The sequence below is a fragment of the Luteibacter rhizovicinus genome, assembly GCF_004342265.1.
In the GTDB taxonomy this organism is placed as follows: Bacteria; Pseudomonadota; Gammaproteobacteria; order Xanthomonadales; family Rhodanobacteraceae; genus Luteibacter; species Luteibacter rhizovicinus_B.
This window is the reverse complement of the sequence record NZ_SMCS01000003.1, coordinates 481,111-499,122: the sequence shown is the minus strand read 5'-3', so window position 1 is coordinate 499,122 and position 18,012 is coordinate 481,111. Positions and strand designations below refer to the sequence as shown.

The 18,012-nt window shown below is 58.6% G+C and carries 9 protein-coding genes; 2 read left to right on the top strand and 7 right to left on the bottom strand.

All coding sequences use genetic code 11. The features are described from left to right. Positions 1-909: 909 nt before the first annotated feature. From EC912_RS10610 to EC912_RS10580, 7 genes are all read right to left on the bottom strand, one after another. Positions 910-1,620, bottom strand: a complete 711-nt coding sequence (locus tag EC912_RS10610; protein ID WP_132143704.1) for a WbqC family protein — start codon at positions 1,618-1,620, stop codon at positions 910-912. Further along, positions 1,617-2,792, bottom strand: a complete 1,176-nt coding sequence (locus tag EC912_RS10605; protein ID WP_132143702.1) for a DegT/DnrJ/EryC1/StrS family aminotransferase — start codon at positions 2,790-2,792, stop codon at positions 1,617-1,619. The genes EC912_RS10610 and EC912_RS10605 overlap by 4 nt, the downstream gene beginning before the upstream one ends. Before the next feature lie 48 nt (positions 2,793-2,840). After that, on the bottom strand, positions 2,841-4,796 hold the full coding sequence (locus EC912_RS10600) for a hypothetical protein (protein WP_343136950.1): 1,956 nt from the start codon (positions 4,794-4,796) through the stop codon (positions 2,841-2,843). Then, positions 4,793-6,757, bottom strand: coding sequence for a tetratricopeptide repeat protein (locus EC912_RS10595; protein ID WP_132143700.1), 1,965 nt, complete (start codon positions 6,755-6,757; stop codon positions 4,793-4,795). The genes EC912_RS10600 and EC912_RS10595 overlap by 4 nt, the downstream gene beginning before the upstream one ends. 69 nt (positions 6,758-6,826) lie before the next feature. Beyond that, a complete protein-coding gene (locus tag EC912_RS10590) occupies positions 6,827-7,288 on the bottom strand; it encodes a pilin (protein WP_132143698.1) in 462 nt (153 codons plus the stop codon). 296 nt (positions 7,289-7,584) lie between these two features. Then, a complete protein-coding gene (locus EC912_RS10585) occupies positions 7,585-8,025 on the bottom strand; it encodes a pilin (RefSeq protein ID WP_132143696.1) in 441 nt (146 codons plus the stop codon). 109 nt (positions 8,026-8,134) lie between these two features. Next, a complete protein-coding gene (locus tag EC912_RS10580) occupies positions 8,135-9,952 on the bottom strand; it encodes a peptide MFS transporter (RefSeq protein ID WP_132143694.1) in 1,818 nt (605 codons plus the stop codon). 115 nt (positions 9,953-10,067) lie between these two features. Here EC912_RS10580 and EC912_RS10575 point away from each other — a divergent pair, with 115 nt between their 5' ends. Next, positions 10,068-12,155: an alpha/beta hydrolase family protein gene (locus tag EC912_RS10575; protein ID WP_132143692.1), complete on the top strand. Its 2,088-nt coding sequence runs from the start codon at positions 10,068-10,070 to the stop codon at positions 12,153-12,155. Positions 12,156-13,280: 1,125 nt separating this feature from the next. Continuing rightward, positions 13,281-17,894 (top strand): RHS repeat-associated core domain-containing protein, encoded by a 4,614-nt coding sequence (locus tag EC912_RS10570; protein WP_132143690.1) that lies wholly within the window; start codon positions 13,281-13,283, stop codon positions 17,892-17,894. The last annotated feature ends 118 nt before the right edge of the window (positions 17,895-18,012 follow it).

The following is an 18,012-nucleotide window of genomic DNA, read 5'->3' as shown; positions in this document are numbered from 1 at the left end:
GGTAGGCACACTATGCCGTGTGCAAGCATCTCACCAGAGGCATCCCTCGGAGGGATAGCTACTCCGGGCCAATAGTGGGGCGAAAAAACGCCCTGAGACCTTAGCGACTCCCGTGTGCCGGCAGGGTTTCTCGCGTGCACGGGAAAACAGAGGGGCACGGACGACCGATTTGGCATGAGGCCTGCTGGAACAAGGTGTCCAAGTTGCTCGGCAAGAAAATCGAAGTTACTACGTCGTTGATGAGCGACGGCATTAAAGTCGATCCCGGCAAGGAGGCCATGGGTTAGCTGCGACATAGCGTGTGGTTGAGTGATTTCAAGCGTCCGCTCTGTTTCTCTGAACCTGGCGTATCCCTCTTCGCGAAGACCGGCAGCTCGCAGCAGAAGCGGTTGGCATCGCATGATTGACGCTAGTTCGTCCGCTTTCAGTGGTGGGGTGACCGTGGTTTCTGTAAGAAGGAACCCTCCATCGGGTACGCCGACGAACTTTCGCGGTGATGTGACCAGGGATATGCCGGGAATCGGCGGGAAAAACAGCGACTGTGAAGCATCTATCAGTACGTGGGCATGGCTATAGGCCGCCGCCGCTTGTGTTACTGCGGAGCCGCAAAGGCCGAAGTAATCAACGATAACAATGACGTCGTCTGGCGTTACGTCAAGGTCCGATTCGGGAGCAAATGATTCGTTAAGCGGGTATCTCTCCATGGGTGCGATACCAAGCACGGCTTCCACTGCGCTCTCGCATATGAAGTGCGGCATCCATATGCGGCGGGGCGCTATCGCCTCGAAGTATGCCGCCATGGCATCTCTTGCCGACTGAAACGACAAGGCGCCCTCCATCCAGGCTAAGGGAGTGCCTTGCCCGCACTCTAGAGACATATATCCACCAATGCCGTCACGGATACCTTGGTTACTCATGATGGGCATTCTCAACGGTATATTGACTCGTCAGCGTCCTGGTTTTCTTTAAACCGTTGAACATCAGGCAATCGACGATCGAGAGGCCCGGTATAGGAGGATGGCCCAGTTGAGTATATGCAGGTACCTCGGGGCACAGAAAACAAAGCCGGATATGGCGGCTCAAAAAATGTTCATGGCTGTAGAGTTTTCTGCCTCCGGGCGTGTTGATGTAGATCGTAGCGCCAAGGGATTCGCATATGTCGAGCACTCTTTCCTCGCCAGTGGTTGCGCTGGCGGAGATGTCGGATGAGAGCAGTAGCTGGCAAGGCAGATCAAGCGCTCTGGCCAGAGTCGTCAGAAGGTTGGTGTTGAATGTGGCGACGTTGATGCTGTTGAATGAAAGGCACTCCACGACGAGGTCACGTACGGAATGAAAGTGCGGTGCAGTACGATAGGCCGCATCCAGCTGGCGGATCAGGCGGTCTCTATGTTCCTTTCCAGGAGAATAAGTTCGGCGGTTGATCGGCAGTTTTAAAGAGTCGTGCGTCACCGGGGCAGACCACCACAACGGCGCTCCCGTATGGAGTATCCGGTTGCGATTGATCCAGCCGCCTTTCATATACTGCGCATCGTCATAGATGACGAATTTCTCGACAGCATGCATCAGCTGGAAATAGCCGATATACGGGAAAAAGTATGGCTGCATGATCGCGACTTTCATGTCGATCCGACTATGGCCTGTTCAAGGATTGCAGCGATTGTCTCAACGGCATCGTCGGGCAGTGTCGTGCCCGTGGGCAGGACGATCATGCGCTTTGCCAGCTCCGTTGTCTCCGGAAGCATTAGCCCGGCATGCGGATAAAGATCGCGGTACGGCTGCATGCGATGCACGCCCGGCCAGAAGTATTTACGGGCAAGTACATTCTCCGCGACGAGTACGGCCAGGAGTTCGTCGCGTGTCCGCAGACATGCTTCCTGAACGTCAAGTACGACGTATTGGAAGTTATTGTGCTCATTGTTGTTGTATCCAAGAACTTCCAATCCTGGGATGGCATCCAGAAGCAATTTGTACGTATTGTGATTTCGCTGATTTGCGGCGATTACCGTATCAATGTGGTCGAGGTTGGCAAGGCCCATAGCCGCACAAACCTCTATCATTTTTCCGTTCGTTCCAGGATGAATGACATTGTCGTAACCGGCGAAGCCGAAGTTGCGCATAAGTCGCATGGCATCTGCCAGATCGTCATCTTCGGTAACGACAGCACCGCCCTCGAACGTGTTGAAGAATTTGGTGGCATGAAAGCTCAATACTTCGCAGCGACCGAAACGTCCGATCATGCTGTTCTTGTGGCTGCAGCCGAAGGCATGTGCTGCGTCGAACATCAGTTGTAGGCGGTGCTCGTTGGCGATTGCCTGAAGTTCGTCGACGGGAGCAGGCCTTCCCCAAAGATGTACGCCGATGATTCCGGTCGTTCGCGGTGTAATCATACGGCGTACGGCGGCAGGGTCGATGTTGTGGGTCGCAGGGTCGATGTCGGCGAAGACAGGAGTTATGCCCTGCCAATGCAGCGCGTGTGCAGTTGCCACGAAAGTGTATGAGGGCACGATGACTTCGCCAGTCAGTCCAAGCGCACGGATGGCGATCTCCAGCGCAATGGTCCCATTGCACATGGCCACGCAGTGCTTCACGCCAAGATAGGCGGCGACACGGTTCTCGAATTCCTGAAGTAGCGGGCCGTTGTTGCTGAACCACCGACGATCGAACATTTCGCCGGCGAGCTTCATGAACGTATCGCGACTCCCGACGTTCGGGCGGCCTACGTGAAGCGGCTCGGCAAATGCCGGCGCGGCTCCGTTGATGGCCAGGTCCAGAGGGGTGCGAATGGTTTTCATGGCTGTAGTCGCGGCAAAGGTGGGTGGCGCTTGATAATGGGCCGTAAATCAGCGCATCTGCGGCAGTGCGCGGAGTTGCTCGATTTCACTATCGAGGCTTCCCGCGACGTTTTGATGCTCAAGCGTGGCGATCTGTTCTCTTGCCTCGGCATATCTACCCTGTACCACTAGCATGCGTATGAGCGCGATCCGGTATGCCGATTCACCTGGTAGAGCTTTTGAGGCACTTTGAGTCATGCGTAGCCCGAGGTCCTTGTCTTCAAGTACGTTCCACGCGTAGTCGCCGTAGATGGCCATCAAGCGGCCACTCGGAGTTCCCTGAGAGAGCGCCGCGAGGAATGCGTCGACCATTCTTTGTTTTGGCAGGTCGCATTCTTGTTTGCGCGAACATAGTGTCAGGGAGCTGAGAGAACTTTCGTCTTGAACGCCTATCTTATTTGTGCCGAGTTTCCGGATGAGGCTGTCCCACCATGCATCTTCGATAGGCCGGTGCATGCGAGCGTTCATGAAAATGAGCGCTTGCTCTGGGAGAATGGTTGAGCCCGGAAGCAATGCCGCGTGCTCCAATGGTGCATAGGCCATGTTTGTGAAGGGCGATGTCGGATCGTAGTGCGAGTAGATGATGTACGTACGACCAAGCTCGTACTGGGCTCGTGGCGATTTCGGTGCTCGGCCTCCGAGCTCCTCCGCGAGCCGCAGCGGGTCTCCCCATGCATGGGACGTGATGGCGGTGACCGCCGTCCATAGAACTATGAGCCCGGCGAGCGCCGCATAGCGTGCCACGAGAAAACGGTTTGCTACTGCGGAATCAGGTGCGGTCAGTAATGGAATACATGCCAACAGCAATCCCATGCTCGCGAAATAGTTGCGATGTTCGTAAATGAGCTCGAGCGGCAGAATCGTTCCCGTGAGCAGGTGCGAGCCAAGGTAAAGGGCTATGCCAAGGCTGATGAGGGGGTGCTTATGCCGTATCGCAGTGGCAATCCATACAAGACCGATCAGAACGACAATACAGAAAGCTGTCGTCCAGGGTGAAAACAGGCTGCGCGAAACGACGAAGTCATCGTGATAAAACGAAAGGGCGCCAGGAGTGGGTAACAGGGTCCAGCCGATGTAGTCGACAACCACCCGCGCTTCGCTGAGTAGCCTGGTCGACATGGTGAAATCACGTGTCGACCAGCCGCTGGGCCGCAGTAGTCCAGGCATCAGCCAGGCCAGGCCGCCGATCATGGGAAGTGCCAGAACGACACCAAAAAACGCCCACACACGAAGGTCTTGTCTTGGGCTATGCGATGAATCGTCAATGCCGCCTGCGGATGTTTTACTGCGGAACAAGATGACCTCCACGAGCAACGCGTAGAGCGGGAGCATGATCGCGGTTTCTTTGGCGAGTGCCCCAAGCAGGGTCGGAACGATCACGCTGGCCGCGGCGACAACAGCGGCTACCCGCGTGTCTTTTGACTGCATTCGCTCGCGCGCCAGCGCGTAACCGAGCAGACCCAGCAGGACAAACAGGTTCGCCAGGCTTTCCATCCGCTGGACGACGTAAAGCACGGCCGTGAGGTTGATGGGGAGTAGCAGCCATGCGCCAGCAATAATGGCTGAGGTGATATCCCCATGCGTTGTCGTTAGTTTATTGCTCCGGGCGCTGACACGAATGAGTACTCGCATCAGCAGGAAGACAAGAAGCCCGTTTGCCAGATGAATGACGACATTCGTCGCTTTCATCCAAAACGGATCCATGCCCGTGGAAAGGTAATTTGCGGCGAAGCTGAGTGACGCCAGTGGACGTTTGAACTCGCTGGAAGGCGAGGACATGGCGCTCCGAACGAGACTTGCGATCGATGCGTCAGGCGGTTTTACGCCGTCGTTGTCCACAATGTTCGGAAAGTCGTCAAAGACGAAGCCGCCTCCAAGTCCTGGGGCATATACAGCGACCGTTAGGGTTACCATGCAGGCGAGAAGCAACCATGCGCGCAAAGCGATGGGCCAGGTGCGGGTCACTGGCGAATCCTGATGCTTTCGTTAGCAAGTGCGCTGCGAAGGTGGGTCAGCTCATTAGGCCAGTAATTCTGGCTTTCCAGCACTTTGTCGTGCAGCCAGGGCATGCCATCGGTAATCACGTGTGCGGGTGCCTTGGGTAAAGAATCGAAGTATTCCAGATGCCTGGTTCCTAGCGAAGGATATCCGCTCGCGCCCAAGGTGGCAGCCTGAGCGAGCGCTGCCTCCGGAGTGGGCGCTTCAGCGAGGGCCTGGTTGAACCAATCGAGCGCGGCTTGAGGGTCGCCCTCCTGTAGCGCCAACTGGCCTCGCAGGTGCGCAATATCCTGTCGACGCCCCGCTATTGCAGCGACCTTTGGGTTGGAGGCCACCGCATCCAGAAGTGTTGAGAGGGCTCCTTCGTCGAGGCCATTGCATTGACGTGCGCGGGCGAGTGCCAATGCACCATTGAACCACTGGCTCAACAAGGCGCCGGGTTCCCGCCCGGCGATCCGCAGGGATGTGGCTGCATAGTCCAGATCGCTCTTCTTGAGAAGACCGGCAGCACAGTGCAGATTGATCAGATTGAATGCGATCTGTGGCTCATCGACAAAACGTGTTTTGGCGGCGTCGATACGCGACACGGCTTGTCGGTGGTAACCGGCTTCTGCTTCGACCTGTGCGGCGTACGCCTGTGCGCGAGGCGAGTCAGGCTGGTTAAGCGCCCACTCTGTAGCCTGAGCGAGTGGATTGCCCCAGAGGAGTGCACTGGCATGGGTGAGAGCTGCCATGCCAAGAATGATTGCGCCAGCGACCGGGAGTGCTACCCGTCGCCATGCGACCTGGGCTGCGACTAATCCTAGAGGCCAGAACATAAGCATCGACGGCAGATAATTGCGGTGCTCGAAGTAAAGCTCTAGTGCCAGCGAGGACGACTCCATCAGGTGGCCGCCGAAGAAGAACAGGATCGCCAGCGCTATTGCTGGAAAGCGACGTCTGAAAATCCATGCGAGTGCGATGGCGCTAAGGCAGGCGACTATGGCGGGGGCGGTGTACCACGGATCCCACGGGCTTTTAGCTGCGCGGTACTGATCGTGAAACAGGCCGCTGTCCACGGGCTTCAAGAGCCAAAGTTGCCTCAGGTAGTCGATGAGGATGCCGGGCTCTGTGAACAGGCGTTGCGAAACCGACCAGCCCCGGATCGGGATCGGTCCATCGCCTATGGTGTTGATGCCGGCCCAGGCCAGTTGTGCAAGAACGATAGCCACAATGGGTCCCATCGTGGTGAGTGTCCAGCGACGTGCACGTCGGCTGTACTCGCTGCGGTCTTCGGGGACAACTGCTGCGGTTATCAAGATTAGTAATGGGGCAAGTATTCCGTTGGCTTTTGAAAGCACCGCCAGAACGGTGCAAGTGCCCGCACCCAATAGAAGCCATATGGGACCACCCCGGCGGCCTTGCAGCATGAGCTTTCGTGCATGCAGCCAGCACAGCATGGCGAGCAGTGTGAATGTCGCGGGCAGCATCGCTTCGCGTTGCACGACGTACAGAACGGTCGACACAAGCAGGGGGTGTAGCGTCCACATTGCTGCGCCGATCACAGCGGCTATCAGTCGGCGGCTGACGGAAAGGTCGAACGCGGAACCGAGAGTGGCTAGTAATACGGTGAGCAATAAGCCGTTGACGATGTGAAGCAGGACATTGGTCAGTTTGAATGGGCGTGGTTGTGCCGGCCAATCACGCGCATCGGCAAGAAAGCTCAGAAGCGAGACTGGGCGGCCTGTCGGATCTGCCCGTCCTGAGGTCAGGTATCTGGATAGTGCCGCGGAATTGTCGATCGGGCCTTGGGCGCCGAGTGATGGAAGGTTGGCGGCATCATCGAAAAGAAAAGGGCCGCGCAGGCCGGGCCAATAAGCGAAGGCCGTAATTGATGCCAACAGCAAGAATGCGATGGCTATCGCAAATGAGCGGAAGAGATACGGCATTCGCACATGGATACCTGGTAAAAAAAAAGGGACCGACGAGCGGCCCCTTCTTCGATCATGCGGGCAAGATTACTTGCGGCAGGACGTCGGCAGGTAAGCTTCGTCGACGTAGGTTCCCTTCGCAGCGGCCGCGCCAGTGCTCGCAGCCTTGCAGTTCCAGCTGATGGAGCCACCCAGGTCGTACGGCGAAAGGGCAATGATCTTTCCGTTCAGCTTCGAGTTCGATTCATTGCCGAACGTCGCTACGATCACGCCAGAGGTATTTGTGACGCCCTGCACGTATTTACCGCTGATCGACGCGGCAGTCGCGGGGAGGCCGGCAGAACCGTTGTTGGCCGGATATTTACCCTTGTTGTTATAGAACTCTGCAACGGCCGTCTTTGCACCGTCAGCGAGGTTCATACCTTCCGACACCTGGGTGCGGATGATGTAGTTCTGGTACTGCGGGATGGCGATGGCAGCCAGGATCGCGATGATGGCGACGACGATCATCAGTTCGATGAGCGTGAAGCCCTTCTGGATGTTCTTCATGGAGATTCCTCGTACTTGGTTAGCTAACCGAAAAAAAGTGATGCCCCCTGAGCCCTAGTTCCGAAGCCGTACGACTCCGGTACTCCCTCACTTGCCTTTGGTCAGGAACGACCAGGAAGCTCGCCGCAAAGCTTGCATCGTGCATGCCACGTCGCGGCTGGCGTATTCCCGCACAATGCGGGTAGCCGGATTGTGCCCGGTGTCACGATTGGCAAGCAACAGGAATATTTCGTGGATTCAGGAAGTTGACGGATTATCGTGATGTGACGTACCGCGTCATACAGTGACGTTAAATGTCATGTTGGGCGGCACGAGGTGGGAAGGTAGCGGCTATTGATACTCCCTTTGCACGTCCAGCCGATACTGCCCCCATTGTTGACCGGCGACAGAACCAGAATGCTTTTCTGTAACGAGTCGTTGGTATCCGGTTGGTTGAATCCAACCTCGATAGTCCCACTACTCTTCACTTCAACCGTCGATACGTACTTCCCTGCGATGGAGCTAGGCGTGGGAAGCCCTGCCGATTCGTTGGACGAAGGAAAGGCGCCCTTATTCGTGACGAATTCCCACACCGCCACCTTGGCGCCGGTTGCCAGTGTGACGCCCTCAGATACCTGAGCCCGGATCAGATAGTCCTTATAAGCGGGTATGGCAATTGCACTCAGGATCGCAATAATCGCGACCACGATCATGAGTTCGATCAAGGTGAAGCCGGCTGTCGAGCGCTTCGATGGCATTGCGTGAGTTCCCCTGGAAACGAGCAAGAGCCAGCACGTTCTGTACCAAGGGCGATGTGTTTCGATACCGTCGATTTCAAAGTGTGATCCGCTTGGCACAGGGAGGCTTTTATCGCTCCACCCGATGCATCCACCGCCTCAACCAAGGCGCCGCGGCAAACGCCACAGCCGCACACCCAAGCCCGATCCACATCAACAACCAGAACAAATGCTCGTACTTGGCGGCAGCCTCGGCGACGTTCATGGCCTGTCCCTCGACGATATCGATCGCGGCCAGCTTCCCGAACAATGCGGCCAATGCCTCCGAGAACGCCGTAGCCAAAAACCACGTCCCCATCATCAGACTGACGACCTTGGGCATCGACAGCTCGGTAACGGCGGATAGCCCGACCGGCGACAGGCACATCTCTCCCGCTTCCAGAATCAGATACGCGATAACCAGCCACCAGACACTGGCGAGTCCCCCCGTTGCTCCGGCGTGCTGCGCGGCAAAAGCCAACGGCACGAAGCTAAGCGCAGCGAACAAAAGCCCTGCCGCACTCTTGACCGGCTTCGACGGGTCGCGATTCATCTTGCCGAGCCAGCCCCACAAGAACGTAAACAACGGGGCTAGCAATACAAGAAAGAGGGCGCCCAGATAGGTCAGTGAGCCCGCCGTCTGCGGCAGGATCACCAGATCGCGCACCAGCAACACCAGCATCAGCGAGAAGACCACGCCGACGACGATTCGCGGCGCTTTCGACGCCGCGTGGCGATCAGAGAATCGTGCCGATATCACGAACGAAGCCGGCGCCAGTACCAGCGACACGATCGACCACGGTGCCTGTCCAAAGAACAGGCCGAGGTTGGTCCATGCGCTGGATGTCCACGCAATGGGTTCACGGACGCGAACCAGACTCGGGAAGATGTCCTTCGTCAGCAGGCGGTCGGTAAAGGTTACCCACGAGCCATACGTCTGTTCGTACAGCGTGTAGAAGATCAGCGCCATAAAGATCATTGTGATCAGCGCGATCATCTGCTGGCGCTGCACGCGCGTGCACTGCGTCGTGACGAACCACACGAACCAGCTGAGTACGACGGCGAGCACCAGGATCATCAGCATCAGCGCGAGCGAGACATCGCCGCCCAGCGAGAAAGCACCATTGAGTGCGGCCCACATAAGCGCCGCGATCGGCACCAGTCCGGCCACCGCGCCAAGATAAATCAGCCATTCGCGTGGCATGCCCAGTACGCGTTCGCGCAGTTTCGCCGGGTCCGGTGGCTCGGCATGACCCTGCAGGTACTTCTTGCCCCAAAGGAACATGGCCAGCCCCAGCAGCATGCCGATTCCTGCCGCGCCGAAGCCGTAACGCCAGCCCAGCGTCTCACCGAGGTAGCCGCAGACCAGCGACGCGAAGAGAGCGCCGAGATTGATGCCGGCATAGAACAGGCTGAAGCCCGAGTCGCGGCGCGGATCGTTCTTCGGATACAGCTTGCCGACGATGGTCGATACATTCGGCTTCAGGAAGCCCACGCCCATGATGATCAGCGAAAGCGAGAGGAAGAACACCCGTAGCGAAGCTTCGTCCCGCACGACAACGCCGTTCACCAGCTGCGCCGCGTGTCCTTCGACGGCCATGCCGGCATGGCCCGCCACCAGCAGCAATCCGCCGAACACCACGGCCTTGCGCATGCCCAGCCAGCGGTCGGCCAGCACGCCGCCGATCACCGGCAGGCAGTAGACCAGGCCGCCATAGGCGCCAATCAGGTCGTAGCCCGAGCCATCGGCGTAGCGGTGGTACTTGGTCAGGTACAGGAGCAGCAGCGCCTTCATGCCATAGAAGGAGAAGCGTTCCCACATTTCTGTGAAGAAGCAGACGTACAGCCCCTTGGGGTGGCCGAAAAGTTCGTCGTTGCGGGGCAGGGTGCTGGCTTCGGTGGGGCTCATTCCGTATCCGTCTGTGGCGGCGTGTGCGGAGTATGCCAGTCCGGCGACTTGCGCCGCGCGGCCGTGGCGCTTACCGTCGCTGGCCTAGCTTTCCTCAGTTCAAGGGATAAAACCTATGAAGCCTCTGTTCGCCGCGCTAGCCCTCGCGCTCGCGGCCAGCCCGGTCTGGGCCGCGGATACCGATACCGCCGCGCCGCACCCGTTCTCCATCCGCGATCTGGTCATGATGGATCGCGTGGGCGATCCGCAGCTGTCGCCCGATGGCCACTACGCCGCCTATACCGTCCGCACGACCGATTACGCCGCCAATAAGGGCGTCACGGCGATCTACGTGCTGGATCTGGACAGGGTCGGCCAACCGGTGAAGGTCGTGGACAAGGGCTCGTCGCCGCGCTGGGCGCCCGATGGCCAGTCGCTGTTCTATGCCGCGCCGAAGGATGGCGTGGCCCAGGTCTGGCGTCGCACGCTGGGAACCTCGGGCAAGGGGCTGAACCTCGCCGCTGGCGCCGGTCAGGCCGTCACCGACGCGCCCATCGACGTCAATAGCTACAAGCTCTCGCCGGATGGCTCGAAGCTGCTGCTGACCTTCGACGTCTTCACCGACTGCGCCGACCTTGCCTGCACCAAGGAGCGTCTGGACGGTCGCGAGAAAGACAAATCCACCGGCACTGTGTACGACAAGCTGTTCGTACGCCACTGGGACACCTGGGCCGATGGCCGTCGCGCGCAGCTCTACGTCGCCGACGTCACCGCCGGTTCGCCGCCGGTACTGCTCAGTCGCGGCATCGACGGCGACGTGCCGAGCAAGCCCTTCGGTGGCGACGACGAATTCTCGTTCTCACCCGATGGCCGCACGGTCTACTTCGACGCGCGCATCGCCGGCAAGACGGAACCGTGGTCGACCAACTTCGACATCTTCAGCGTGCCGGTCGATGGTTCTGCTGCGCCGGTCAACCTGACCGAAGCGAACGAGGCGTGGGACGCGAACCCGTTGTCTTCGCCCGATGGCAAGACGCTGTACTACACGGCGATGAAGGAGCCGGGTTCCGAGGCCGACCGTTTCGGCATCATGGCGCTGGATCTCGCCAGTGGCACGAAGCGCGAAGTCGCGCCCGACTGGGACCGTTCTGCCGGTGCGTTGCAGATTTCGCGCGACGGCAAGACGCTTTACACCACCGCCGACGACAACGGTCAGCACCCGCTGTTCGCTATCGACACGGCGACGGGTAAGGTCACGACGCTGGTCACCGAAGGCTCGGTTGGTGCATTCGACGCCAGCGGCGCAACGCGTCTGCTGCTGTCGCGCGACGATCTCAAGCATCCGGCCGATCTGTATACGGCCGACCTTCGTGGCAAGAGCCTGAAGCAGGTGACGCATTACAACGCGAAGCGCATGAAGAACGCCCAGACCGGCGACTTTGAGTTCTTCACGTTCAAGGGTGCCAACGAAGAAACCGTGCAGGGCTACGTGGTCAAGCCGGTTGGCTACAAGCGCGGCAAGACCTATCCGGTCGCCTTCATCATCCACGGCGGCCCGCAGGGCGCGATGACCAATAGCTGGAGCTATCGCTGGAACGCGCAGACATACGCGGGCCAGGGCTTCGCGGTAGTCACCGTCAACTTCCATGGCTCCACCGGCTACGGCCAGGCATTCACCGATGCCATCTCTGGCGACTGGGGCGGCAAGCCGCTGATCGATCTGCAGCAGGGCTGGAAAGCGGCGCTAGGTAAATACAGCTTCCTCGATGGAAGCCGCGCCTGCGCGCTCGGCGCCAGCTACGGCGGCTATATGGTCTACTGGATCGCCGGCGTGTGGAACGAGCCGTGGAAGTGCCTCATCGACCACGACGGTGTCTTCGACGCACGCGCCATGTACTACGACACCGAAGAACTCTGGTTCGAAGAGAAAGAGAACGGCGGTACGCAGTACGACCATCCTGAGAACTATGAGCGCTTCAATCCGATCAATCATGTGAAGGACTGGCGCGTACCGATGCTTGTCATCCACAGCGGCAAGGACTTCCGTATTCCCGATACGCAGGGGCTTGGTGCATTTACGGCGCTACAGCGTCGCGGTATTCCGAGCAAGTTGCTGCACTTCCCGGATGAAAATCACTGGGTGTTGAAGCCGCAGAACAGCGTGCAGTGGCATGAGACGGTGAATGCGTGGTTGAAGCAGTGGACGGCTCCAGCGGCTAAATAGAGAAGACAAAAAGCGGCGACCCATGGGTCGCCGCTTTTCTATCGGAACCGCAGCTCTCCTGTAGGAGCGCGCTTGCCCTGGCCTAATAGTTTCGGACACCTCGACAGGGGATGATTTCCCCACGAGACCGGAACGCCATGAAATCCCCCGACGTACATTCGATAGCACCTTCAAACTGCAAGTGGTCAAGATGATTCGCGACCAGTGAGTCGGCGTAGGCCAAGTGTGCCGTGACCTGAACCTGGTTGACAGCGCCGTTCGCCGCTGGCTGATGCAATACGATGCTGAGTAAGGTGGCGGCTGCGGGCTCGGCAAACCGTTGACGGCTGAGCAGCAGCGTATTCGCGAATTGGAAGTGGAGAATCGTCGGCTGCGCCAGGACAACGTGCTGCTAAAAAAACATCGGCCTTCTTCGCCCCGGAACTGAAGTGATCTATCGGCTGATCGATCAGGATCAGAAGGAGGCGGATATTGCCCGCTGGTGCAAGCTGCTTGAGGTCAGTCGCTCCGGCTTCTATGCCGCGCGTCTGCATTGCGATGCGGCTGGGACGAGATGCTCTCGTCAGGTCGTGGCCGTTCCCGGCCTTCGAGAACTCATGCGGCGATTGCGATATCCAGAGGCTAATCTGCTCCAGTAGATTGTTCTGCCTGTATGAAACGTGGGGATATCTCAGCCTCCGTCCCGATTTCCGCAGTTGCCAGGGTCCCCCACCTTCTCTCGCAGTGAACCGTTGGAATGCCGTTGCTTCACGGCGATGGTGTCGTCTTTGGCAACGCCAAACCGATCACGAATCGGACGCTGTAAGATTTCCCCTACAGACTTTCGGATGATCTCGACCTATCGTTCGCCGCGAGCGCGCCCGACGATTGGGGATTTGGGCCGAGCTGCGACGTAAACGTCGCTCCATCACTCGAGTCTGGACGCCGCATGCCGCACAAAATGCTTTGCAACGTCCTGCCTCCGATCAGTCCTGACGCCGTACTCGCGCAGATTGCCTTTTGGAGGGGTAGGCACAGGTACCTCACGAGACTTTTTGATCACATCCCGCTGTTGGGCGACGCGCGCTACGGAAGCCACGGCGGTCGCCATAGCGCTAATCATGCATTTAACGGTGGAGCGCACTGATGAAAAGGATATGGATTTTTCTCGTGTTGTCCCTTCTTTCTCCTCTGCTTGACGCACAAAATTACAACGCCGTAAGCACCTTTGATGGAACCCGGCGCCAGTGGGACGGCCCTACCGCTCAGGCGTGGACGGAGAACGCAACGGCTGCCGCGTGGACCTCATACTTTTCATCAGTCGGGTCACCCGAGTACTGCTGGCTGGCCGACTGGCGAGAAGATCCCTCGGGGGATTCATACAATCCGCCGTTGCATACCACCCAAATGGTGGCAGACGCGCATTGTGTTATTCCCCTTCCCGGTTGGCCTCCCGAGCTGCTGTACACGAACTTCGCTTCTTATTCGATATACACGTGTGATGCCGGCTATCACTGGGGTGAGGACCCTTCACACGCTGGTTCTTACGGATGTCAGTTTGGCGACTACGAACCCGGACAAAACAATGGCCCAGGCGCGGGCTGTGACGGTGGCGAGGGACACGACGGCGACGGCGGCAAGAGTGGCGCCGGCAGTCCCTCTTGCGAACAAACACAAGGTGCGTCAGAGCTTGGACTGCCGCAAGCCGGTGATCCTATCAATACAGCCACTGGCAACAAGTACATCCAGGAGGATGATTTCACTCCGGACCCATGGCTGACCTTCCGTCGCTTCTACAATAGTTCTCCGTCAGGCATCTCCACGTCGATGGGCTCGCGTTGGAGCCACTCCTTCAACCGCAGCCTTTCTCGCTATAGCGATGGTGCGCCTACGCTTGTCGTGAATCGTCCTAATGGCGTTCGTGAGACGTTCCAAAAGACGAGTGGTGCAACTTGGACCACGACGGCAAATAACCCTGACCTGTTGACCGAAACCGATGACTCCCAAGGCCACGCTATCGGCTATACGTTGAGCGTGGCTGCGCTACATCATTCAGAGACTTACAGCGCCGATGGGCGTCTCCTCACTATCCAGGATCAGACTGGACAAGTAGCAACGCTCGCTTATAGCGACGCATCAACCGACGCCACCGTGGCACCCAAGCCCGGCCTGCTTCTTACGGTGACGGCACCGAATGGTCGCCAACTGTCGCTCACGTATAACTCCGATGCACGCGTTCGCCAGATCACTGAGCCGGACGGCGGCACCTTGGTGTATACGTACGACAGCGCAGGCAATCTCACTTTTGTACAGTATCCCGATGGGAAGACTCGCCAGTATCTCTATAACGAGTTCGCACTGAGTAACAGTGGCAACCTGCCGTTGGCCATGACCGGAATTGTCGACGAAAACGGTGTTCGTTATGAGGACACGGCGTTCGACAGCCTGGGGCGGGCCACGTCGACGCAATTTTCGGCAGGGGTCGGAAAGATCTCGATTACTTACAATGCCGATGGTACGTCGGACGTGACTTATCCCTTGGGAGGGGGCTCGCATCAGGCTTACACCATGGTCCAGGGCCTTGCTCGTGTAGCGACCCTCGACAAGCCATGCGGCGAATGCGGCCAGCCTTTCCAAACCCGTACTTATGATGCGAACAGCCGTCCGGCGACCTACACCGACTTCAATGGCAACGTCACGGCGGTGACGTATGACGCCAACGGATTGATGACCCAGAAGGTCGACGCCCAAGGCAAGCCCGACCAGCGCACCATCGACACCACATGGAACACCACCCTGCGTGTGCCGCTTCTTCGCACCGTCAAAGACAATGCCGGTAACCTGGTCAGCAAAGAGGGTTGGGACTACAACGCAAGTGGCCTGACCACGGCCGCCTGCCTCATCGACCCGGTCGCTGCTCCCTCCTACACCTGCTCGGCCTCGGGCACCGCGCCGGCCAGCGTCCGCCGCTCGCTGATGACCTACTGCTCCTTGGTCGACACGACGACCTGCCCGCTCCTCGGCCTTCTGCTGACGGTCGACGGGCCACGCACGGATGTGACCGACACGCTGTCTTACGCTTACTACCTCACCACAGACGAATCAGGTTGCGCGACACTCGGCGGCTCCTGCCATCACCTTGGCGACCTCAAGTCCGTCGCCGACGGTATGGGTCTGGTCACGACCTATATCTCTTACGACAAGGCCGGACGAGTTACCCGCGTCAAGGACCCCAATGGAGTCTTGACCGACTTTACGTATACGCCGCGTGGTTGGCTGGCAACGACGACCGTGCGCGCAAACGCATCGGGTACTGCTTCTGCATTAGATGCAATCACCACCGTCACCTACAACGCGGATGGCACCGTTCATCAGGTCAGGGATGCAGACGGTGTCACCGTGACATACACGTATGACGCCGCTCACCACCTGACCGATATCACCGATGCGCTGGGCAATCGCATTCACTACACGCTGGATGCCGGCGGCAATCGGACGAGTGAACAGGTGCAGGATCCAACTGGCGTCGTGACGCGTTCGCTCGGCCGCACGTTCAATACCCTCGGCCAGCTCATGACGCTGAGCGATGGCTTGAACCGTACCGTTTTCAGTGCCGGCTTTACCGACAGCTTTGATGGCAACGGCAATCTTGTGCACAGCCAAGATGGTCTGTCCGTCCAGCGTAAGCAGGTCTTCGATGGTCTGAACCGGCTGGTCAGCACCCTCAAGGACTATCAGGGGACGAACACCGCCACGGCAAACAGCCAATCGGTGAGGACCTTCGATGCCCTCGATCGGGTGACAGGATTCAGTGATCCGGATGGCCTGAACACGACATACGACATCGATGCGCTCGGCAACGTTACCGGCCTGCACAGTCCCGATACGGGAACCACTACGCGCGGGTTCGATATTGGCGGCAACCCGACCAGTTCAGTCGATGCGACCAACATCGCCACGACGTCGACCTTCGACGCGGTGGGTCGTTTGACTGCGATTACCTACCCCGACACGACGCTCAACGTTGCGTACAAATTCGACGAAGCAGACTCGGTTACCGGTTGCACGGGCAGTGCGGGTAACGGACGGTTGACCCGCGTCATCGAAGGCAGTGGCGGCATCATTTACTGCTACGACCAACGCGGGAACGTGATCAAGAAGCAGCAGACCGTCGGCACCGTGACCACCACGACCAGCTACACCTGGACGCTTGGCAACCGGCTCAGCTCGACAAGCACCTCTAACGGCACAGTGGTGACCTATGCCCGCGACGCGAATGGCCGCATTACCACGGTTGCGGCCACGCCCTCCGGCGGCACAGCGACCACAGTCGCATCCAATGTTATTTATCGGCCCTTCGGTTCGATTGCCAGCTACGTGCTCGGCAACGGCCAGACGGTCACGCGTACCTACGATGCCAATGGTCAGCTAACCGACATCGCAAGCACGGCGTTCTCCCTGCATCTTGCCCGGGACACCATGGGCAATGTCACCGCTCTGGGCGACACGGTGAGAGCGAGCCCTGCCACGGAGACATACGTCTATGACCCGCTTTACCGCCTGACCAACGTCAATAGCGGAAGTGGAGCGGCCATTGAGGCATACACCTATAACAAGACCGGTGACCGGTTGTCGAAGACCGCACCGGGACTGCTGGCCGGCACGTATAGCTACCAAAGCGGCACGCACCGTCTGACAGGAGTAGGCACGACCACGCGCGAGGTTGACGCACGTGGCAACACGACTGCCAACGTGCTGGCCTCCGGAGCGTTCGGTTATGGCTACAACCAGCGTAACCGCCTCACGGTCGTTCAGAACAGCGGTACTACCGTCGGTACCTACGTGCTCAATGCCCTGGGTCAGCGCATCCAGAAGACGGCCGGTGGTGTCACAACCCGGTTTGACTACGACGAGGCAAGCCACCTACTTACTGAAAGCGTCGGCACCACCACGCGGGACTACGTCTGGATGGACGACCTGCCAGTCAGCATTGTTGATCAGGACGGTACCGTCACTGGTATCAACTATGTCTATGCCGATGGTCTTGGGTCTCCGCGGGTGGTCACGAATGGGTCAAGCGCCACATTGTGGCAGTTGCCCTACGCCAGCAATCCGTTCGGAGAGAATACACCGGTATCTGCGACGAGTTATACGCTCAACCTCCGCTTCCCGGGGCAGTACTTCGACGCAGAATCCGGCATGGCCTACAACATCCATCGTGACTACGATGCTGCATCCGGAAGATACTTGCAGAGCGACCCGATAGGCATCACCGCAGGGCCGGGGACATACATCTATTCGCACAATACGCCACTGGTATCTATGGATCCCTTGGGGCTCGACGATAGTGCAGCGATGTATAACCCAGGATTCTGGGGGCGGCCTCCACCTGCGGCACCAGACTATTACCATGCGTCCATAGGAACGTACGTGGGAACCTTGAGTCTGACCCTGACACGAAGTGGAGCTCTGTATATCGGTTTTGGTGCCGCATATACGGGTGCAGCCAACATGGTAAGCGGTAAGTTCGGAGGGTCTGTTACGAGCGGGCTGCTATCCGGCTGCGACCATTCTGCGGCTGCGGTGGATGACTTCGTCAATGGCGCATCAACGGGAGCCTCGGGCTTCTATGGTCTCGGGGGCGGTATCTCGTACAATTCATCTGGGTCGTCTCTTGAAACGGGTTTTGGCACACCCGGAGGGTCTTATCAGGCCGTGGAGAACAATGTGCCGGTATTGAGCACGGGATTGAGCTGGTGAATCCGACGGCACGCTTGATTGCACAGCTTGTTTTTGCTGTTGTGTTCATTGCAGTCTTGAGCCTCGAGGCTTGGCAGTGGTGGCGCGGGAAAACTGAATCGATCGAAAGGCCAAGGCC